Annotated in this window: 26 protein-coding genes; 3 read left to right on the forward strand and 23 right to left on the reverse strand. The window is 67.3% G+C overall.

Going from position 1 to position 17,914, the window contains the following annotated elements; genetic code table 11:
• The 11 genes from KIS93_RS33225 to KIS93_RS33275 form a co-directional block, all read right to left on the reverse strand.
• Positions 1-279, reverse strand: a complete 279-nt coding sequence (locus KIS93_RS33225) for a hypothetical protein (RefSeq protein WP_080043946.1) — start codon at positions 277-279, stop codon at positions 1-3.
• 10 nt (positions 280-289) lie between these two features.
• Complete coding sequence (locus KIS93_RS33230; protein ID WP_080043945.1) at positions 290-721, reverse strand: hypothetical protein; 432 nt, start codon at positions 719-721, stop codon at positions 290-292.
• Entirely contained in the window at positions 722-922 is a 201-nt protein-coding gene (locus tag KIS93_RS33235; RefSeq protein ID WP_080043944.1) for a hypothetical protein, read from the reverse strand.
• 54 nt (positions 923-976) lie between these two features.
• Positions 977-2,422, reverse strand: coding sequence for a phage major capsid protein (locus tag KIS93_RS33240; RefSeq protein ID WP_080043943.1), 1,446 nt, complete (start codon positions 2,420-2,422; stop codon positions 977-979).
• Complete coding sequence (locus KIS93_RS33245; protein WP_080043942.1) at positions 2,419-3,189, reverse strand: HK97 family phage prohead protease; 771 nt, start codon at positions 3,187-3,189, stop codon at positions 2,419-2,421. The genes KIS93_RS33240 and KIS93_RS33245 overlap by 4 nt, the downstream gene beginning before the upstream one ends.
• Complete coding sequence (locus tag KIS93_RS33250; RefSeq protein WP_080043941.1) at positions 3,186-4,553, reverse strand: phage portal protein; 1,368 nt, start codon at positions 4,551-4,553, stop codon at positions 3,186-3,188. The genes KIS93_RS33245 and KIS93_RS33250 overlap by 4 nt, the downstream gene beginning before the upstream one ends.
• Positions 4,550-4,720: a hypothetical protein gene (locus tag KIS93_RS33255; RefSeq protein WP_186404546.1), complete on the reverse strand. Its 171-nt coding sequence runs from the start codon at positions 4,718-4,720 to the stop codon at positions 4,550-4,552. The genes KIS93_RS33250 and KIS93_RS33255 overlap by 4 nt, the downstream gene beginning before the upstream one ends.
• Entirely contained in the window at positions 4,717-6,285 is a 1,569-nt protein-coding gene (locus tag KIS93_RS33260; RefSeq protein ID WP_155128781.1) for a terminase TerL endonuclease subunit, read from the reverse strand. Before KIS93_RS33260 ends, KIS93_RS33255 begins: the two co-directional genes overlap by 4 nt.
• Entirely contained in the window at positions 6,275-6,796 is a 522-nt protein-coding gene (locus KIS93_RS33265; RefSeq protein WP_080043939.1) for a P27 family phage terminase small subunit, read from the reverse strand. Before KIS93_RS33265 ends, KIS93_RS33260 begins: the two co-directional genes overlap by 11 nt.
• 326 nt (positions 6,797-7,122) lie before the next feature.
• Positions 7,123-7,461, reverse strand: a complete 339-nt coding sequence (locus tag KIS93_RS69160) for an HNH endonuclease (protein WP_080043938.1) — start codon at positions 7,459-7,461, stop codon at positions 7,123-7,125.
• A gap of 36 nt (positions 7,462-7,497) precedes the next feature.
• Positions 7,498-7,746: a hypothetical protein gene (locus KIS93_RS33275; protein ID WP_080043937.1), complete on the reverse strand. Its 249-nt coding sequence runs from the start codon at positions 7,744-7,746 to the stop codon at positions 7,498-7,500.
• Positions 7,747-7,874: 128 nt separating this feature from the next.
• Between KIS93_RS33275 and KIS93_RS33280 the strand changes: the two genes are divergently transcribed.
• The gene (locus tag KIS93_RS33280) at positions 7,875-8,333 is read left to right on the forward strand and encodes a hypothetical protein (protein ID WP_080043936.1); all 459 of its coding nucleotides are present in this window, start codon (positions 7,875-7,877) and stop codon (positions 8,331-8,333) included.
• A gap of 7 nt (positions 8,334-8,340) precedes the next feature.
• Here KIS93_RS33280 and KIS93_RS33285 read toward each other — a convergent pair whose 3' ends face one another.
• The 12 genes from KIS93_RS33285 to KIS93_RS63675 form a co-directional block, all read right to left on the reverse strand.
• Positions 8,341-8,481 (reverse strand): hypothetical protein, encoded by a 141-nt coding sequence (locus KIS93_RS33285; protein ID WP_155128779.1) that lies wholly within the window; start codon positions 8,479-8,481, stop codon positions 8,341-8,343.
• A gap of 202 nt (positions 8,482-8,683) precedes the next feature.
• Entirely contained in the window at positions 8,684-8,893 is a 210-nt protein-coding gene (locus KIS93_RS33290) for a helix-turn-helix domain-containing protein (protein ID WP_080043935.1), read from the reverse strand.
• Positions 8,890-9,570: a hypothetical protein gene (locus KIS93_RS33295; RefSeq protein ID WP_080043934.1), complete on the reverse strand. Its 681-nt coding sequence runs from the start codon at positions 9,568-9,570 to the stop codon at positions 8,890-8,892. The genes KIS93_RS33290 and KIS93_RS33295 overlap by 4 nt, the downstream gene beginning before the upstream one ends.
• 181 nt (positions 9,571-9,751) lie before the next feature.
• Complete coding sequence (locus tag KIS93_RS33300) at positions 9,752-10,183, reverse strand: hypothetical protein (protein WP_080043933.1); 432 nt, start codon at positions 10,181-10,183, stop codon at positions 9,752-9,754.
• The gene (locus KIS93_RS33305) at positions 10,180-10,596 is read right to left on the reverse strand and encodes a hypothetical protein (RefSeq protein ID WP_080043932.1); all 417 of its coding nucleotides are present in this window, start codon (positions 10,594-10,596) and stop codon (positions 10,180-10,182) included. The genes KIS93_RS33300 and KIS93_RS33305 overlap by 4 nt, the downstream gene beginning before the upstream one ends.
• The gene (locus KIS93_RS33310; RefSeq protein ID WP_080043931.1) at positions 10,593-11,018 is read right to left on the reverse strand and encodes a hypothetical protein; all 426 of its coding nucleotides are present in this window, start codon (positions 11,016-11,018) and stop codon (positions 10,593-10,595) included. Before KIS93_RS33310 ends, KIS93_RS33305 begins: the two co-directional genes overlap by 4 nt.
• A 72-nt stretch (positions 11,019-11,090) precedes the next feature.
• A complete protein-coding gene (locus KIS93_RS33315; RefSeq protein WP_080043930.1) occupies positions 11,091-11,627 on the reverse strand; it encodes a hypothetical protein in 537 nt (178 codons plus the stop codon).
• Complete coding sequence (locus tag KIS93_RS33320; protein WP_080043929.1) at positions 11,627-11,977, reverse strand: hypothetical protein; 351 nt, start codon at positions 11,975-11,977, stop codon at positions 11,627-11,629. Before KIS93_RS33320 ends, KIS93_RS33315 begins: the two co-directional genes overlap by 1 nt.
• 14 nt (positions 11,978-11,991) lie before the next feature.
• Complete coding sequence (locus KIS93_RS33325; protein ID WP_080043928.1) at positions 11,992-12,723, reverse strand: P-loop NTPase family protein; 732 nt, start codon at positions 12,721-12,723, stop codon at positions 11,992-11,994.
• Positions 12,704-13,654: a helix-turn-helix domain-containing protein gene (locus KIS93_RS33330; protein WP_155128777.1), complete on the reverse strand. Its 951-nt coding sequence runs from the start codon at positions 13,652-13,654 to the stop codon at positions 12,704-12,706. Before KIS93_RS33330 ends, KIS93_RS33325 begins: the two co-directional genes overlap by 20 nt.
• 126 nt (positions 13,655-13,780) lie before the next feature.
• A complete protein-coding gene (locus KIS93_RS33335; protein ID WP_155128775.1) occupies positions 13,781-14,569 on the reverse strand; it encodes a hypothetical protein in 789 nt (262 codons plus the stop codon).
• Between the two features lie 10 nt (positions 14,570-14,579).
• Positions 14,580-14,867: a helix-turn-helix transcriptional regulator gene (locus tag KIS93_RS63675; RefSeq protein ID WP_080043925.1), complete on the reverse strand. Its 288-nt coding sequence runs from the start codon at positions 14,865-14,867 to the stop codon at positions 14,580-14,582.
• Between the two features lie 362 nt (positions 14,868-15,229).
• Here KIS93_RS63675 and KIS93_RS33345 point away from each other — a divergent pair, with 362 nt between their 5' ends.
• Both KIS93_RS33345 and KIS93_RS33350 read left to right on the forward strand, forming a co-directional pair.
• Complete coding sequence (locus KIS93_RS33345; RefSeq protein WP_080043924.1) at positions 15,230-16,606, forward strand: helix-turn-helix transcriptional regulator; 1,377 nt, start codon at positions 15,230-15,232, stop codon at positions 16,604-16,606.
• A gap of 23 nt (positions 16,607-16,629) precedes the next feature.
• A complete protein-coding gene (locus KIS93_RS33350) occupies positions 16,630-17,904 on the forward strand; it encodes a site-specific integrase (RefSeq protein ID WP_186404548.1) in 1,275 nt (424 codons plus the stop codon).
• Positions 17,905-17,914: the final 10 nt, after the last annotated feature.

The following is a 17,914-nucleotide window of genomic DNA, read 5'->3' on the forward strand; positions in this document are numbered from 1 at the left end:
CTACCGGATGATGGTGCCCTGCAAGGGCGGCAGCGCCGACGCCGTGAACGTCTCCTGGTGGGTGACCGGCTCGCCCGTCTCCGGGTTCATCACCCACTCGTCGTTCTCGTCCACGTCGATGATGTCGGCGACCGCCCGCACCGGGGTTTCGTCGAACACCTCGATGTACCAGGAGGCGTCGTGCGGGATGCTCTCCGAGGCGCACCAGTTCATGAAGAAGCTGTAGGGGCCCGCCTGGTAGAGCGGATCGTGGCGGACTTCCACGGTCAGGTACGGCACGTGTGTCTCCTCATCCAGCGGGCATGGTCGCGGTGCCGGCCGTGATGGTCACGGTGACGCCGGTGTTGATCACGGGGGTGTTCATCGTCAGGTCGCCACCGCCACCGCTGCCCGTGACGCTGCCGTCCACGATCCCGAGCCCGGCGCCAGCCGCCTCGGTGGAGTCGAGCATCCGGAACCATCCGGCGGTGCCGTCGGCCAGCCCGGCGTCCGTCAGCGAGGGCGTGGTGTCGAGCGCCACGGACCCGGCCACTGCGGCAGCGAACGCCGGGTCGGACAGCACGAACTCGGCCAGCAGAGTGCCCGTCGGCGCCGACCCAGGGCCGGTGGGCTGAGAGCCGGTGTAGACACGGATGACGCCCGGCCCGGTGCCGCCGTTGGCCAGCGCCGCGATGGCGTCCGCTGCGGCGTTGCGGGCCGCAGTCGAGATGCGGACCGCCATCTACGCCTTCTTCGTACTGGTGCGCCGGGACCCTGTCCGCTTGGCAGGCTGCTCGGGTTCGGCACTGTCGGCGCCGGCCGGCGTGAAGTACTGCGGGGCCGCCTGGACGGCGGGGTCGTCGTCCGCCAGCTCGTCACCGGCGGCGACAGTGCGCCACCCATCGGGGGTGGGCATGTGGAACGTCTGTGCGGCGCGCTGCACGGCGCCTCCTTCCCGTGGGGAGGGCGGGGACACGACGTCCCCGCCCTCGACTTGCTAGGCCGTGACGACGCGCAGCACCCGGAACGCGTCCGGGACCAGCACGTTCGCGCCTACACGCCAAAACGCGTACCAGCCGACCTCGCCGGTCGGCCTCTGGTTGGCGCCCTTCACCAGCGGCTCGTAGGCCACCGTCATGCCGACCCGATCCACGATCAGGTACTGGGAGAAGTCGCCGCACAGCAGGATGTCGTTCGTGGACGCGGCGGCGAGCGTGCCGTCCATCGCCGACGACTCGTACACGGGGCGTCCGAGCAGCAGCGAAGGCGTGGCCATGCCCAGGTCGGTCCAGAACGCGTGCTGCGGCCCGGTGCCCGTGGCGAACTGGCGGGTCAGCGACAGGATCGACTCGTTGGCGACCCACGAGGCGCGCGAACGCCAGCGCGGCGGCACCGCGTCCTTGGTCGCGTACACGTCAGCGACGTCGTAGGTGGCGCCGCCCGTGACGCGGGAGCCGGCCACCGCAGCGACGGCGGTGACGGCGCCGAACGGCTGGTTGGAGCCGGTGCCGACCGCGAATGCCGTAGCCTCCAGGTTGTCCTTCGCGTCGTTGAGCAGCATCCCGACCTGAGAGGCGATGTTGGTGTCCATCGTGGCCTCGAACGACGCCTGAAGGTAGGCGTCGGCCGAGTGGATGTGCACGGCCGGCTGCGCGAACGTGGGGCTGTTGTCCGGCACCTGCGTGCCTTCCGCGGCCCGCCACTGCGCGGTCACACCCGCCGTGGAGACGCCGTGCCACTCGTTCGTGGTGATCGTCTCGGTGCGGGCGATCTGCCGGAACGGGTTCGTGCTGCCGGCGTTCGTCAGGATCAGCGTCGGGTCCAGGTGGAACGGCACGAGGAACCCACCGGCCGCGCCGGAGCCCTCGTTGATGGCGCGGCGGTGCTCGTCAGCGAACCGGAGCGCTCGCTGCTCCTCGTCGTCGAGCTGCCACGGCTGGACGCCGGCGAGGATCGCCTCGAACGCCCGCTGGTAGGCGGGGCTGCCTGTGAGCAGCATGTGCCGGGCAATCCGGCCGTGCCGGTCGCCGCGCTCCAGCAGCCGGGTGACGTGCTCGCGCCCGTCGTCGCCGAGCTCGGCGGGAGCCTGCTCGACGGCGGCCAGCGCCCGCGCCCGCAGGTCTGGAGCGGCGACCGCGCGGGCGCGCACCTGGTCCAGTCCGTCGTACGGGTCGGTCCGGGTGAGCAGCTCCGGCCCACGGTCGGTGCCGCCCGGCTCCAGGCCGCGCCCGTTGCGGGCGGCGGTGGCCGCGGTGGTGCGCACCCGGGCGATGGTCTCGGCGCGGCGGGCGAGCGGCTCACGCTCGGTCTCCAGCTCGGCGTACTCGGTCTCGAGTTCGTCGAACCGGGCGGACTGCGTCTCGTCCAGGTCCGTGTCCGCGAGCGTGAGCAGCTCGGCGCGAATCGCCGTCAGCCGCTCGTCGATCTCAGCCAGTCGGTTCACAGGAGGATCCCTCTCTTCATCAGTCGAGCCCGCGCCTGTGCGCGGGACATGACCGGACCAGAGCGGTGGCCCTGCTTGGGCTCCGACTCCTCCGAACCGGCCCCCTCCTCGGGGGTGGTGGGATCGCCTCCGGCCCCAGGCGGGGTGGTGGACGAAAGCATGCGGGCCAACTCGGCGCGCTCGGCGTCGTCGAGGCTGGCGAACTCCTCGGCCAGCGAGCGCACGCCCAAGATGGTGGCGGGCTCGTAGGCGGGCAGCGGGGTGGGCCCGTACTCGCGCAGCGCGATCTCGCTGCGCACCACGGTCACCAGATCGCCGCCGCGGGTGGCCCGGTACGGCCGGCTGACGGGCTTGGACGGCTTCGACTGGATCATCCGCCCGCTGAAGGACTGCGCGGTGATGTCGCCGTTACGGATGGCCTCGAGCACCTCATCGGCGAGAGGCGTCTTGTTGTAGCGGGTGATGGTCAGTAGACCCTTGGCGTCCGCGCGCACTTCCAGCGGCGTGCCGAGCGGGACGCTGGCCCGCTCGGACGGGGTGCCGTGCAGGGTCGCGGCGTGGTTGTAGAACACGCCGAACCGCAGGCCACGCTCGGTCAGCGTCTTGTCGAACGCCGTGCGGGCGATCTCCTCCATGTAGTGGCCATCACGGTCGTGGATCTCTGCCGGGGTGTCGAACACTGCGGCGTACGCCGTGACGGTGCGGCCGTCCCCGCCGGGCGCGATGGCGATGTCGTCCAGCGGGAAGGCCCTGGTGAAGTACGTCATTCCTGGCCCTCCTCGGGCTGCTCGTCGTCGCTGCCTTCGTCGGTGTCCGGCTCGGCGGGCGGCTCCTGCTCGGCGGGCTCGGGCCGCATCTTGTCAGGCGGCAGCAGTTGGACCGAGAACAGGCCGGAGTGCTTGAGCAGGCTCAGGTCGTCGGCCTCCACCGCGGCGACCACGCTGTCTGCGGTGTAGCCGGCATCGGTCAGGGTGCGGATCGTGGACGCTTTCTTCGCCTGGATCTCGGCGATGTCGCCCAAGTCCTCACGCAGGAACGCGACGTCGCGGGCGTCCCACCACAACTGCCTGCCATCCGGCACGTCGACCACGTTGGCGAACACGCCTGCGACCCGCCGCCACAAGGGCCTCATGGTGGCGTCGCCGAAACGCCGCCGGCTGGAGGCATAGTTGCCGGCGTTCAGCGAGCTGCCGGCCAGACCCTCGGAGAAACCCACGATGACCGGCGGCACCCCGGCCGCGGCGGCGAGCCGGGACTCGCCGATCGCCTGGACGGCCTTGTAATCGAGGTCCCGCATGCTCATCTGCATGGCCTTCGCGTCCGCGCCGCCACCGAGGTACATCGTCTTGTACGCCGACGTCGCGCCGCTGTGGGCGGCCTCCATCTTCTCGATGAACCGGTCGAACAGCTCCGGGCTCACCGAGGCGTCCAACGACACGACCACGCGCGGGGTGGCGCCGTTGCGGAAGAACGACCGCTTGTGCGTGGTAGCGGCGCTGTCGGCCTCGACCTCGCCCAGCAGCGGCGTGATCCAGCTCATGCCGCGGAACTGGAACTCGGGGTCGGGGATGGGCGCGAAGTGGGCGACCTCGTCCGGCAGCAGCACCTCGCCGGCGCCGCTGCCGGGCGCCCGCGGGCTGTAGATGTAGCCGAGCAGCTCGCCGTCGAGGGCGTCGCCGTACAGGTCGGGCTCCTCCTCGGAGCCGGTCACGATGGTGACCCAGTCCGGCCGTAGCCTCTTCAACGTCCCGTTCGGCCGGCGAGCGAAGAAGCTGTTGCCCGCCAGGTCGGAGTCCTGAATGGTGCGCGACATCAGGTCCTGCATGGTGCCGCCGGGCCACGGACGCTCCAGGATGTCCAGGCCGCTGCCGTAGGACAACTCTCCGGGGCCCGCATCGTGCATCTGCCGGAAGCAGAGCCGGGCCTCGCTGAACACCGACTGCCGGACGAACATCAGCGACGCGATCGCGCCGTTGCGCTTGAACACCTGCCGCGCGAGCGCCAGGAACTCCGCCGGGTTCGGCTGTTCCTGCCCGTTCATCGAACGCGTCATGCCCAGGTAGGGCAGCGCGGGAGAGTCGAACGGGTCGGGCAGGGAGCGGCGCCGGCGGATGCGCTGCAGGAGGTTCACGGTGCCTCCTCGCTGTCATCAACGTCGGCCAGCAGCAGGTACGAGGCGGTCAGAACGGCGCCGGCCACGATGAGTGCGTAACCGGTCCCGAACTGGATCCACACCCCGGCCACGATGCACACGCATCCGGCCACGTAGCCGAGCCAGGCCCGGGTGAGCTTCTTCATCGGAACGCCACCAGCGGCACGAGCGGGGCCTCCTCCGGTTCGGGGGCGGCGATCCGCCACAGCGCGATGACCATCGCGATACAGCCGTCGATCTTGCGTTTGGACTTGCCCTTGGACAGGGTGAAACCGCGCTCGCCCGGCCTCATCGCGGCGGACTTCACGTGCGCGCCCAGGTCGGGGTCTCCGTCGTGGACGACCTCACCGCCCACGATCATCTCCAGGGCGTGGCCGCACGCCGGCGCCATCCGCTCCGGCGACTGCGGGAACTCCACCATGTTGAAGCCCTCGTCTTCGAGCATCCGGGCGGGCACCTCGAAGAACCGCGGGTCGTAGGTGACCTCGACGACCGTGTACGTGTTGGCCAGGTCGTAGCGGATGTGGTCCACCACGGCCTGATGGTCGATCTTGCCGGTGCCGTCCGGGTTCCAGATCTTCGCCTTGACGGCGACCTTGCCGTCCGGGCGTTCCCAGCCGACCAGCACGGCGACGGAGTCCCGGCGCAGCGCCATGTCGACGGCCACCTTGACCTCGGCCTTGCCGGGGATGGTGGCGTCGCCGGCGCACCGGTCCCAGGCGCCCGGGTAGTCCTTCAGCCAGGAGTCCTCAGCGATGTCCACCCAGCGGTTGGCGTAATACCTGAGCCACTCGTGGCGCGGCATCGACGGCTTGCCCCAGTCGTTGACCCGGTCGGCGACGTTCCACAGCACCCCGGCCGCCCTCGACGCGGCCCGTACGGCGATGGCGCGCTGCTCGGGGTCCTCATAGTCGAGGTCCTCGGGGGCTTCCTGCCAGTCGAAGTACAGGCGCGGCGCCAGCGCCGGATTCTTCAGCACCCGCAGGCCTCGCTTGTACATGGCGCCCAGGAGGGAGTGGTCCACGTCGAACCCGGCCGTGGAGAGGTTGAGCACCCGGCCGGAGCCGCGGGCCGTCTTCCGCTTCTTCGTCGACTTGGAGATGACTGTGTGGACGCGCGCCTTGTTCGAGCCGACGTCGCCCCACTCGTGGACCTCGTCGCAGATGAACAGGTGCGGGATGCCGCCTTCGTTCGTGCCGGCGACCGCCGCGACGCGCCGGATCTCGCCCGGCCGGCCGTCGCGGAACTGGATGACCTTCTCGTAGACGGCGAAGAAGCCGCACAGCGGCGCCTCTGTGATTTCGTCGTCCCGGCCGCCGACCATCTGGCCGGCCTTGGCGAACAGCTCGTCGGCCTGCTCGTAGGAGGCGGCGGCGATGTTGATGATGGGCGAGACGGGCGCGATCTGCGGCGGGCCGGCGAACTCCAGCAGCGCGATCGCCGCGATGAACGTGGTCTTGCCGTCGCCGGTCGCGGCGCCGCGCACGCCCTCGTCGTAGTGCCACTGATCGCAGGCTGGGCAGTACTCGTACCAGCGGTACAGGAACTCCTTCTGGTCCGGGCGGAGCTTGAACGGCTGCCCGAACGTGTCACCCTCGGGGAAGATGAGGTTGTCCTGAATCCATCGGACGGCCACCCCGCCGAGGGACGGCCACAGCTCGCCCTTGCCTGGCCGCCACCCGCACGCCGTACAGCCTGGGTCACGGCTCATCGACGACCCCACGCACGATACGCATCCGCGGGTCCGGCTCGTCGTCCTCCTCGACGTCGCCAGGCTCGCTGTAGCGGGCGTTCATCTGGGCGAGCGACCGCTGCTCGGAGATCGCGGCCAGGCCCAGCGAAGCCGCGTTCAGGCCGCCGATGCCGAGCTGCTTCTCACAGTCCCGCACCGTCGACATCGCCTGCTCGGCCACCTTGTACAGCGGGTTGATGACCTCCTGGCCCTGCGATCCCGTCACGAGCGGGTTCTGGTCCGCCTCCGCGATCGTCCGCAGATACCGGTCCAGCGCGTCGATCCACCGCAGCAGCACGACCTTCGCCGCCGGCGTCACCAGGTGCGCGGGCCGGTCCTCCCAGAAGTCGTCCCACGCGACCTTCGCGGGCTTCGACAGCCCGCGCGGCGCCGCGAACTTCTCCACCTTCAGCCCGGCCACCACACCGAGGACCTGCTGCCCGTTCCGCTTGTCGACCGCAGTCCCGGCCGTCTTCTTCGCTCGGGGCATCAGGTACCTCCCCTCACGAAAGCCCGCGCCGGGCAAATCCCGGCTGGTGGTACCTCCGAAAAATGGCGCGATGGGGACGGGTCAGGACCCCTTGATCATCTTTGCGTGATCTAGGTGCCCCCCTGGTCCCCTCTCCTGCCCTCTGACCTGCTGCTTTGTGTCCTGTTGTGCTGTGTGGCGTTGTCGTGTTGTCGTTGGTCGCTGTTGCGTGATCGACGTTGGTCATCAGGTGTTGGTCTGAGCTATGGGTCAGGGCTCAGGGGTGGGGTGCAGGGAGGGGCATGGGGGCTGGGAGGGGGGACGGGCAGGGGTGGGGTGCCTGCCCTCTACCCGGTGTGCCCCGTGGTTGCGCCCTTGCTGTAGTTGCAGGAGGCGTGCTCTGCCTGGTAGTTGCTCGGGTCGCTGGTTCCACCTTGTGCGCGTGGGGTGATGTGGCCTGCGGTGAGCGGGTCATCGGGTGTGGGTGGCAGCTTGCATATGGCGCACACCGTGGCGGTGGCGAGTAGCTGCTCGCGTGCTTGCTGGTGGTCCCAGCCGAGGCCGCGCTCGGTGGTGGTTCCTCGCTGCTGGTCTCGCTGCCGTTGCCGTACCCCTGCACACCCGGGGCAGCGTGGCCCTCGCCCTGAATGGAGGGCCCGGCAGTCGAGGCATTCCCGCCTGGTCATGGCCTGCCCCCTTGTTGATGCCGCCCCCTGTTTTGATCAGCCCCCGGGTGGAATCCAGCCGAGTCCGATCAGCGCTTCCCGTACGGCGTCGCTCATGGAGATGACAACGTCGGAGTCCTTCACGCCCATGACGGTCACGTCGATCTCGCGGATGAGCAGCTCCGCCTCCACCTGCGGCCGATGGTCCGCCTCGAAGCGGATCGTCAGGATCCAGGCATCGCATCCGGTGTCGTCGTGGGCGATGTGCTGCATACTGCCAGGCTCAGGCTGTTCCTGGTCGGTCATGGTTTCCTCCCGGAGATGGGCGAGACCCCCGAGTCCGGGAGGTCTCGGGGGTCTCTACCTCCAGTCGCGCACTGGAGGGGTCTGATTGGGTCTGGTGTCGCAGATCCGGAGCGGTACAGGATGCTCGCATGGTGAAGGTGCTGGCCGTGGCCGGAGTGGTGCTCGTAGTGCTGGCGGGGGTCGCCGCCGTGTTCATCGTTCTCTCGCCGGGCACAGAGACGGACCCGCCTCCAGCACCAGTGACGCCTGAGACGACGCTCCCCGCGCTCCTCGTCCGCGGGACGGTCATCCTCAAGGTGACGCCGGACTCCGTGGACCTGGGGGACCACCCGGACTGCTACGGCAAGGGCGACTTCGCTGACGTGAACCTGGGGGCGCAGATCGTGGTCACCGATGCGGCGGCCAAGACCATTGCTCTCGGGCGCCTGGACGACGGGATGCACCAGGAGCGCGGTTGCGTCTTCGAGTTCTCGATGGCGGTTCCCGCTGGGCATGAGTTCTACGGGGTCGAGATCGCGCATCAAGGGAGACAGCAGTACACCGCCGCGCAGATGAACGAGCCGATCGAGGTCACCTTCGGTAAGTGACGAGCCGCTAGGAGATCAGGCCCGCTTCGTTAAGCATGGCGAGGGCTAGTCCGAGGCTGAGCAGGGTGAGGGGCCACGCCTTCTGCACGCCGGCGATGACGGCGGACGACAGGAGGCAGACGAGGGCCAGCAGCAGGAGGACGTTCACGAGGGTTCTCCGTTCCTGCGGTGAGGTCCGGGCGGGCGGGGGCGTGCAGACAGCCCGTCCGCCCGGGGTCTTGGGTGCGGGGAGGTCATCCACTCGGGGGGATGGACGTCCTCCCCGCAGGTCCTGGAGACGCGAAGAGCCCGGGGTGACCGGGCTCTGGGCATACGTCGTCCGTCTGTTCTGGGATTGTTCAGTGATCAGCCTAGCACCGAGACGCCCGTTTCCTGCGTGTATGGTCGCGCGTCTTCTCGGCGTTGAACACGTCTTCAAGTCGGAAGAGGCTGGAGTGGCCCCGTTTGGCCCCGGGGACGGGCCGCAGGACACCGCGTCTGACCCAGTTGTAGATTGCCCAGCGGCTGAAGCCGGTCTCGGTGGCGGCCTCGTCGGCGGTGTACAGCTCGTCCAGGTTCATGGGGCGACTCCGATCCCTTCACGAAGGACGGCGGCCAGCCACGGCCACCTCTCGTACGGCCAGACGTGGCGCCACGACTCCTCACGCTGGCAGGGGCAATCCTCATCGTCACACCGACAGGTCGTGTCCACGCAGGCCACAGTGAATCTTTCCGGGTAGGCGCGGAGGCTCAGCGAGCGGCAGTTCGGGCAGCGGCCGGTGAGGCGTACGACGGGCTCCTGCTCGCCGAGCACGATCCGCGCGGTCTGGCGGAGGCGTGTGGACTCGTTGTGGACGTGGTCGGCCAGGTCGTCGTGGAGGGCGATCCGGTCGAGGAGCGAGATGAGGCGGGTGATGGTGTCCGCGGTGCTGCCGGGTGCGGGGGTGAGGTCGAGCTTGTCGCACACCGCCTCCTCCAGCTCGACGACGGCCAGGACGATGTGGGCGCGGGCGTCGAACACGGACAGGTCGAGCGGCGCCGGCGACGCTCCGGAGGGCTTCAGCCCGAGGGCGAGGCTGCGTTCTTTCGCTTCTCGCTCGGCTAGCGCTTGGGCGTCCATGGCGGCGCGCCGTTCGGGGGACAGGTCACGCTCGTTCCAGTGGCGGCGCCGGCCGCTGCTGGGGACGATGGCGCGGTCCAGCTCGGGCAGGAACGCTCGCACTGCGGCCAGATGCTCGTAGGTGAACTCGGTCCTCAATCCGTCCCCCTGGGGTTGTGCTCGTTGTACGGGTGGACCTGGACAACCGGAATGGTCGTCCAGGTCCGGGACCTGCTTCTTTGCGGATGTGCGCAAAGTTGTTCTGTCTAGAATGTCCTTTTTCCCGGATGTGGGAAAAAGGACATTCGTCGCGTCCGTCAGGGTGACGGGCGCGAAAGGGTCAGCCTCGGCGGGCCTGCCAGACCGCGGTGGCCAGACCGTCGTCGAAAGAGTCGAGAGCAGTCAGGACAAACACGCGGTCGGGTAGCTCCCAGGCCGCGAACTGCTGGCCGTAGTCGCGGACGTACTCGGCTCGCACCTCGGAGCCGTTCTCGATGGTGAAGCCCTGAGTGTGCCCCTGAGCGTGCATGGAGGCCAGCAGAGACAGGAACTGCTCAGCATCCAGGTAGTGGGTGGACTCCTCGGCCGACTGCCCGGGGCGGGTGCGCTCGTAGAAGTCGGCGATCGCGTCCACCTCGGAGACGGGGGCGCCGGACTCCAGCCAGGCGATGCCGGCCTGGTAGCCGTCCACGTACTCGCGGGTGAGCTTGCGGGCGGTGTCAGCGAAGTCAAAGATCTCGCCGCGGGGCGGCATTGTGGTGACGGTGCTCATCGCATCTTCACCGCGACGTAGCAGGCGTTCGAGAAGCCGATCATGAACGAGTCGTCGAAGCCGACGCCGTACGCCTCCTTGGGCCAGGAGTTCAGCGGGTAGTTGGTGCCCTGCCGCTCGTTGATGTCGCGCATCTCCTCGACGCCGTCGTAGATCTCCCGCTCGTTCGGGGAGCCCTTCAGGTAGTCGAGGAAGGCCGGCACGAGGGTGGCGTCGTAGGTGCAGGAGTCGGTGCCCGTGAACCCGCCGTCGTGCAGGTCGCGGTAGATCTTCGCGACCTCGTACACCTCGGTCTTGGGCGGGTTGGTGGCCAGCCACATGGTGCCGGAGCGGAAGCCGTCGGCGTGCTGCAGGAGCCACGTCTTGGTGAAGTCGTCGATCTCCCACTCGGGGGTCATGCTGTTCTGCCTCATTGCGTGTTCTCCTTGCTGGTGACGATCTGTCGGTCGATGCTGACGCCGATGAGTTGGCCGTTCTCCTCGAAGGAGCCTTCGACGGCCTGGACGTCGAGATGGAGCTTGGTGCGGCCGGCGGCGATGTCGTCTACGACTTCGGCGAGCCTGCGAAGGGCGTGCGTGACGGTGTTCAGGTCCTCGATGAGGACGCGGCGGGTGAACAGGTCGCAGGTGATGCCGTCGTACACGCGGTCGAGGCCGCGGATGATGTCGCCGAAGCCGGGGCTAATCGCGTCGGCGCAGTCCGGGCACGTCCATTCGCCGTCGTGGAAGGCGGCGTAGGCGTTGACCTCGAACATGCTGCGGCACCGGTGGCATTCGCCGTCCGCTTCTCCGTGGAAGAAGCCCAGCTCCATGGCGATGTTGGCGGGCTTGGTCATCCTTGCCTCTCGGTGGTCATGGCATTCTGGGGGTGGCTGGCCCCGGTGGAGACGGGGCCAGCCGTTGTTGTCTCAGTGAGCAGCATGAGCAGAGTCGGTGACTCGCTCGACTGTTCCGCCGTCGCAGCAGGCAGCGCAGCCCCAGACGTCCGGGTCGAAGCTGACCGTCATGGAGGAGGCGCACGAGGGGCAGGAGCCGACGTACGTGTTGGGCTTCTCGCCCGGGTAGACGTCGATCGTCTGGTCGCCGATGAGGACCTGGTGGGCGCGGGTCACCCAATCGGACACGGTCATCCAGTTGAGCAGCTTGCGGGACTCGTCGAGCAGCGACCCGATGCGGCCCCTGAGCAGGGCCGCGATGGCCGCAGTGTCCTTCCGCTTCACGAGGTCCTCGCAGCCGTCGCAGAGGTCCCCACCGAGCGCGTGGCAGGTGCCGCTGTGGGCGTGCGGCGCGTTCTCGCAGCGCTTGTTGCACAGGTCATGCGCGGTGACGTGCGGGAGGGTGTCCTCGGTGGAGGGGGTGTAGTCGACGGCGATGCCGCACAGGAAGCAGCGGGTTTTGCCGCTGCCCCAGCGGGTGCTGCTGTTGATGAGGATTGCCTTGATCATTACTTCTCCTTGTCGGCCGTGAGTATGAGCGCTCGGTAGGCGATGTTGAGGGTGTTCGGGTCGTGGACCGGGCAGCGCGGCCCGATACCGGGGTGGTTGCGGATCTTCTCGGTGGTGCCGCAGTGCTCGTGGTTGCGGGCGCTCCAGTAAGAGCACTTCCAGCGGGTGGGGGCGGAGGTCTGCCCGATGGGCTTGATCGCGGGCTGGGCCCACAGCGGCAGCATCTCCTCGTCGGCCTTGACGTGGTGGCCGCCGTTGCGGAGGCAGTTCGGGCAGTCGTGGCGGGCGTGGTCGCGGCTCATGTTGTGGGTCAGGCCGCCGCCCGGTCGGGGAAGTTGGTTGGCGCTCATGGATCTCCAGCCCGTCAGGCGCTCTTGCGCCGGTCAGGGCCGGTCACGGGCACGACCTCGCAGTACTCGGCGAAGCGAGAGGCGACACGCTCACCCACCTGGTCGGAGAGAGCGCGCGGCGGAACGTTGCTCGTCACGATCATGGGCTTGGCATCGGCGTACCGCTGGTCGACGATCTCGTAGAGCTTCTCGCAGGTGAACTCGCTGGGCTTCTCTGCTCCGAGGTCGTCGAGGATGAGGAGCCTGGCGCCCTGGCTGTCGACGACCGGCTGGCGGGTGTTCTGATTGCTGGGTCGGAGTTCGTCGAACAGGGTGGTGGCCCGGATGAACTTCACCGACGGGGGGATCCGCCGCTGCTCGCCGTAGGTCTCACTGACGCGGGCGCTCGCTGGGGTGGTGAGGGTGCGGAAGCACCACGCGGCCATCGCCCAGTACGCCTGGTGAGTCTTGCCCGTTCCGACGTTGCCGCAGAGGAAGAGCCCCTCGGCCTGGTTGCCGCGCTTCACCCACTCGGCGACCGCGGGCAACAGCTCGATCGGCTTGCGGAACCGTACGGGGATCAGGGCCAGGACGCCGGCAGCGACGTTCTCGCCAGCGCAGCCCATGCACCTGATGGCACCCATGTGGCCGTTCTCGTCATCGACGTTCGCCCAGCCGTAGCCGTCACAGTTCTCGTGGTGGGGTGGCATGCCGAGGTCGCGGAAGAGGTCCGCGATCGGGGTGTCGTCAACCAAAGTTCGGGTCATTGAAGTCTTCCTCTGTGAATTGGTTCGGGTTGGCGCCCGGCGCTGAGGTGCGCGACGTGGAGCGCTGCTGACCGGCGCCGTCGCCGCGACGTCCGCGAGACCTGATCTCCAGGTCGCCGTACTTCGCGCGGAACTTCGGCATCGCGTGGATGTTGTCGCGCCAGAAGAGGTCACGCTGCGACCAGTCGAGGACGTCGAGCGCGTCCTGCAGGGTCACCTTGTCCTTGTCGAGGAGTAGGCGGGCTTCGGTCCGCCACTCGTCCGGGACCGCCTTCGGGCGGCCGTGGTACTCCTTCTTGATCGCCCATTCCAGGAGGCGTCCGCAGAGCTGCTCGACGTCTTCGCGGGGCGGGGTGTCGGCCTTCGGCTTCTTCGATCGGGAGGAAGAAGAGGTTTTCTTCTTCTCTGGTTGTTGAGGGTGAGGGGTAGGGCGGTACTCGGATACCGCCTCCTCTGAGCTGGGGTGATCCTTTCCGCCTGCCTCCTGAGCAGGGAAAAGACCGTCCTGAAAATCGGCGTCCAGGTGGGACGCTGGTACCGCCTGAATAGGGTCAGGCGGGACGCTGGTACCGCCTGACAGGCGGGACTCGGATACCGCCTCAGCATTCGAGGTGGCACTGTCGTCCCGCCTCGCCAAGGGCGGCAGGCGATACGTCGACCGCACGCCGGTCCGAGCGAAGACCGCCCGCCCGTCCTTGCCGTAACCGATCGGGACACGCACCTCAAGGCCGCGCTTCGCCAGCCGCTGGAACGTCCGACGAAGCCCGTCCTCCTGCAAGCCCGTACGCCGCGCAAGCTTGTCCTTCTCGGGGAAGCACACACGCGTCTCGTCGCGGGCGTCCTCGGCCAGCGCCACCAGCAGCAGCCGCTCGGCCGGGGTTAGGTCCTCGGGGGCGTTGTCGAGGACCTCGACGACGAGCCTGATCCCCATCAAGTGGAGTCCTTGATCTCGTACACCATGTTGGGCACCGCGTCCCCGCTCGCTCGTTGTCCTGTGTTTTGGGTAAGGCGGACCGCCCGGCGACCGATCGGGACGCCGGGCTCGTGCGAGCAGGGATTAGCGGGTGTCGAGCATGGCCACCCATGCCTGGTTGAACAGGTCGCGGTGGGACTCGTTGTAGCAGGCGACCGGCCGGAGAGCGCCGTCGATGAACCGGTCCACGGTGCCCGGCTCGGTGCCGTACTTCTCGCGGTACAGGGCCTTCAGCCGCTTCCCGAACCTGGTGGACATGGAGCGCAGCGTCGCGCCCTTGATACCGTGCCCCTCCAGGAACTCGCCCACGGTGAGCGGCCTGGTCGCCGGGTCGATGTCGGGCTCGATGCCCAGGGCGACGGCGGCGACGTGCCGGCCCTTCGCGTCCAGCCACGACGAGTCCACGACGCCCTTAAGGTTGCCGAGAACGGCCGCCTGCTCCTTGGCGCGGCGGATCGTCCGGTCGATCTCGTCGAGCTGCTCGACCGTGGCACGCGGGTTGATCGCGCCGCCCTTGAAGACGTAGTCGTACAGGGCGTCGGCGAACTCGACCTGCCACCGCTCGATGCGCTGGCGCGCGACCGCGTCCTCCATCTGGGAGGTACCGATGTTCGAGATCCACATCGGGACGATCCGATAGCTGATCACGAAGTGCTTGCGGACCCGGTCATCATCGGGAAGACGGACGTACATATTGTCCGTCCGTCCCTTTGACCAGGCCGAACGCTCGATGAGCTTGCGCTGACCATCAGGATCGAGGTCAGCGGGGATGGCCAGGCGACGCAGGGGAAGCCCCAGATCACCGTTGGGCATGCGCACAACGGGGAACTGGATGCCGTCGTACTCGAACGGCTCGGGGAGAAGGTCGCTCATGGTGGGCTGCCTACGCGTCGGCCTGGTCGGCGAGACGCTGCGCCTCGATCCAGGCGACCACGTCGGAGCGCCACGCGTACAAGCGCCTCCCCATGCGGAACAGGAAGGGCGCCTCACCGCGGTGACGCTTCCAGCGCCAGGTGGCCTCTTCGATGCGGGTCAGCTCTACCACTTCGTCAGGAAAGGTGAGCAGCCTGTCGTTGGAGCGGTCAGCGATCAGGTCTGCGACCTGCGGAGACGCGTTGACCTTACTGCGGGAAGACTTACCGCTTCCGCGCGTCGTGGTGCTACCGTGCATGTGCGCGTTCCTTGTTTGTACTCGTTGGCAAGCGATACAGGACGGGGTACTGCGCAGCGGGCCTGGCGGGGAAGGTGAGAGCTCCCCCCAGGCCCACAGTCATTCGTGGGGCCTGGTCAGTCCCGGTACGTCGAACGTGAGAACGACGACTGGCTCACGGTAGCACCACTAAACACGAGTGGTCCACTCACCGCAGGCTTCAGCAGACTTCTCCCAACTACGTATGCTCATCACGGGAGCCGGATTCGTCTGTCTATCGGTATCAGCGCCGACATGCCCGTTGACACTTGCTGGAGACCGTTGGACACTGATGAACACAGTGAGTACAACGGTACTTCTGAGCAGTCAGGATGTGAGGCACGGTGGCAAGGAAGTCGCGACGACCTGCACAAGAGGAGGCTTCGCGCATCCCTGAGGGTGCCGCTGTCTACCTTCGTGAGCGCAGGGAGAAGCTGAAACTCGCTCAGAACAAGGTCGCTGTCGTCGCCGGCGTGTCCCGTGGCACGTTGATCAATCTTGAGAAGGATGCTTCGGGTCCACGTCCGGAGGCGGAGACCGTGCTGGCGGTGGGTGCAGCTCTTGGCGTGGCAATCATCGGCCCAGCACCGTATTCACCGCCGGACCACCGACAGGAGGCGCGCATTGTTGAGGTCATCACGTCTCTTGACGTGTGCAGCAGGATCGTCGATGTAATCGCAGAGGCATCCACCGCAGACCCTGTGCGCGGGGAGCTGGCCGCTGAGAGCTATCGTCGATTCGTTCAAGCCTGGGAAGAGCGCAAACCTGACCTTGTTGCGAGAGCAATTCAGGGAAGTCTCGCGGCTATCGAACAGAGCCTCATGCCTCTATTGGATCAGGCTTCCACGCTGGATGCAGCGATCATCCGATTTTTCGAGCAGTGGAAAGATCATGAATTTCTGAAGCTCGCACAGCGTGCAGCCGACTTGCCGCACGGAGTTGGCGCACCAAAGGCTGCTCTGCGTACCACGCCGCGCCGGTTTGAGATGCACACCGGCGCGGACGTCTCTTACTCATCGGGACACGACCTAGATCTAGGGGAGGAGTATGAGCGTGTTCTGACACAGTCGGAGATGGAGCGCGAGCGTATCTATAGGCTCGAAGCAGATCTTATACGCACACAAAGCGAACTTGCAGATGTGCGGATGAAATACCAGGTCGCGGTGCAACACGAGGCTTCCCTAGAAGCGCAGCGTCGAGAACTGGAAAGGCTTCGAGAGGAACTTGCTGAAGCGAAGACGATCGGTTCGTTCTATCGCCGAGAACTAGCAGCGCACCAGGAACGGCTTATGGCAGCCGAGGTGTCTGCCAGAACTGCTGCACAGAAGGTAGACGAACTGAGTCAAGCGCTTACCAAGTTCAAGGATGAGCCCGCCGACGCAGCCAGGCAGTTTCGGCGCCTCGACCTTGAGGTGCAAGATCTCCTCCGTCACGGTCAGGTAGTGGATACCACCGTGGTTAACGCTTCTGAAGTTCCCGGCCTGGCTCATGTGATTCTCACGGTGAAGCCCAAGGATTTTCCGGAGTCTGTCAGCATCAGAGATATTTCAATGGCAGCAATCCGTATGGACCTTGCCGTTGATATAGCGGGGAAACTGCTCAACGACGTAATGCCATTGCAAGGTTCGGCATCTGCTGATGATATGCGGCGAGCGGTGAATGAGGTGTTGAACTTCTTCGGCTTCGATGTTCCCGGCTTTCGGGACAATTGGGAGGATTGATGGCACACGTTGAAGATCGCTGGATGAGAAAAGCGCGCGGCCCGGACGGCAAGGTGCTGCTCGACGACAAGGGCAAGCCCGTGCTCGAGCGCGATCCCGCCAGGTACGGCAAGGGCTCGCGCTGGAGGCTCCGGTACGACGGCCCGGACGGCCGCGAGAAGAATGAGTCGTTCGCGAAGAAGACGGCGGCCGAACGGCGGAAGATCGAGGTGGAGGCGGACCTGCAGCGCGGCACCTACATCGACCCAGACGCCGGCCGCATCACCTTTCGCAAGCAGGCCGAAGAGGTCCTGGAAAACCGCACCCTCGATCCTCGCTCGCGGCGCAAGATGCGCGAACGGCTGGCCAACCACGTGTACCCCGTCATCGGCGGCAAGGAGATCGGCTGGCTGTCGCGCCGGCCGAGCGCCCTGCAGCAACTCGTGAACCACCTTGAGGCGGCCAAGCTGGCGCCCTCGTACATCGAGGTCATCATGGCCCATGTCGGCCTGGTGTTCTCTGTCGCCATCGAGGACGAGCTGATCGTCAAGAACCCGCTCCGCTCGCCGGTCGTGAAGCTGCCGAAGGTGGTCAAGAAGAAGCTGGTCGTGTGGACGGCCGATCAGGTGCTGGACATGGCCGACGACTTACCGGATCGGTACCAGGCGGTCGTCGAGGCCGGCGCCGGTCTTGGCTTGCGACAGGGCGAGATTTTCGGGTTCAGCCCCGATGATGTCGAGTGGTTGCGTGGCACGGCGGCCGTCAACCGTCAGCTCAAGCTCGACGACGGCACGCTCATCTTCGACTTGCCCAAGGGGGAGAAGACGCGCGAGGTTCCGCTGCCCGAGCGGGTCAAAGTCGCGCTCGCCGAGCACATGCGGCTGTTCCCGCCGGTCGAGGTGACGCTGCCGTGGGGCGACGTCGAGGGCGATCCGGTCACGGTGCGGCTGTTCTTCACCAACACCCTGGGCGCCCCCGTCCACCCCGTCACCTTCCGCGAGGTGTGGAACAAGCGCCTGGAGCGCGTCGGCATCGTGCCGAAGCTCGCGGCCGGCGAGAAGCGCGGCCACCGCTACCGGGAGCACGGCATGCACATGCTCAGGCACTACTTCGCGAGCGTGCTCCTGACGGACGGGGAGAACCCGAAGGCGGTCGCCGACTGGATGGGGCACGCGGACGGCGGGGCGCTGCTGCTGCGGACGTACGCGCACCTGATGCCGAAGTCCGAGCAGCGGATGCGGAGGGCCATCGACGCCGCGTTGCAGCGGCCCCGCTCGGCGGCTGACGGCCCACAGACGGCCCAGGAGGGCGTGGAATGAGCGTTTCCGC

It is taken from the genome of [Actinomadura] parvosata subsp. kistnae (genome assembly GCF_900323885.1).
GTDB lineage: Bacteria > Actinomycetota > Actinomycetes > Streptosporangiales > Streptosporangiaceae > Nonomuraea > Nonomuraea composti.

Bases quoted from the DNA above. Each gene is read 5' to 3' on its own strand.
- KIS93_RS33275 (WP_080043937.1), bottom strand. From the start codon at position 7,746: ATGACCGACCAGGAACAGCCTGAGCCTGGCAGTATGCAGCACATCGCC.
- KIS93_RS33305 (WP_080043932.1), bottom strand. From the start codon at position 10,596: ATGAGGCAGAACAGCATGACCCCCGAGTGGGAGATCGACGACTTCACC.
- KIS93_RS33315 (WP_080043930.1), bottom strand. From the start codon at position 11,627: ATGATCAAGGCAATCCTCATCAACAGCAGCACCCGCTGGGGCAGCGGC.
- KIS93_RS33300 (WP_080043933.1), bottom strand. From the start codon at position 10,183: ATGAGCACCGTCACCACAATGCCGCCCCGCGGCGAGATCTTTGACTTC.
- KIS93_RS33335 (WP_155128775.1), bottom strand. From the start codon at position 14,569: ATGAGCGACCTTCTCCCCGAGCCGTTCGAGTACGACGGCATCCAGTTC.
- KIS93_RS33350 (WP_186404548.1), top strand. From the start codon at position 16,630: ATGAGAAAAGCGCGCGGCCCGGACGGCAAGGTGCTGCTCGACGACAAG.
- KIS93_RS33330 (WP_155128777.1), bottom strand. From the start codon at position 13,654: ATGGGGATCAGGCTCGTCGTCGAGGTCCTCGACAACGCCCCCGAGGAC.
- KIS93_RS33255 (WP_186404546.1), bottom strand. From the start codon at position 4,720: ATGAAGAAGCTCACCCGGGCCTGGCTCGGCTACGTGGCCGGATGCGTG.
- KIS93_RS63675 (WP_080043925.1), bottom strand. From the start codon at position 14,867: ATGCACGGTAGCACCACGACGCGCGGAAGCGGTAAGTCTTCCCGCAGT.
- KIS93_RS33290 (WP_080043935.1), bottom strand. From the start codon at position 8,893: ATGAACCTGGACGAGCTGTACACCGCCGACGAGGCCGCCACCGAGACC.
- KIS93_RS33325 (WP_080043928.1), bottom strand. From the start codon at position 12,723: ATGACCCGAACTTTGGTTGACGACACCCCGATCGCGGACCTCTTCCGC.
- KIS93_RS33260 (WP_155128781.1), bottom strand. From the start codon at position 6,285: ATGAGCCGTGACCCAGGCTGTACGGCGTGCGGGTGGCGGCCAGGCAAG.
- KIS93_RS33245 (WP_080043942.1), bottom strand. From the start codon at position 3,189: ATGACGTACTTCACCAGGGCCTTCCCGCTGGACGACATCGCCATCGCG.
- KIS93_RS33280 (WP_080043936.1), top strand. From the start codon at position 7,875: ATGGTGAAGGTGCTGGCCGTGGCCGGAGTGGTGCTCGTAGTGCTGGCG.
- KIS93_RS33320 (WP_080043929.1), bottom strand. From the start codon at position 11,977: ATGAGCGCCAACCAACTTCCCCGACCGGGCGGCGGCCTGACCCACAAC.
- KIS93_RS33310 (WP_080043931.1), bottom strand. From the start codon at position 11,018: ATGACCAAGCCCGCCAACATCGCCATGGAGCTGGGCTTCTTCCACGGA.
- KIS93_RS69160 (WP_080043938.1), bottom strand. From the start codon at position 7,461: ATGACCAGGCGGGAATGCCTCGACTGCCGGGCCCTCCATTCAGGGCGA.
- KIS93_RS33230 (WP_080043945.1), bottom strand. From the start codon at position 721: ATGGCGGTCCGCATCTCGACTGCGGCCCGCAACGCCGCAGCGGACGCC.
- KIS93_RS33265 (WP_080043939.1), bottom strand. From the start codon at position 6,796: ATGCCCCGAGCGAAGAAGACGGCCGGGACTGCGGTCGACAAGCGGAAC.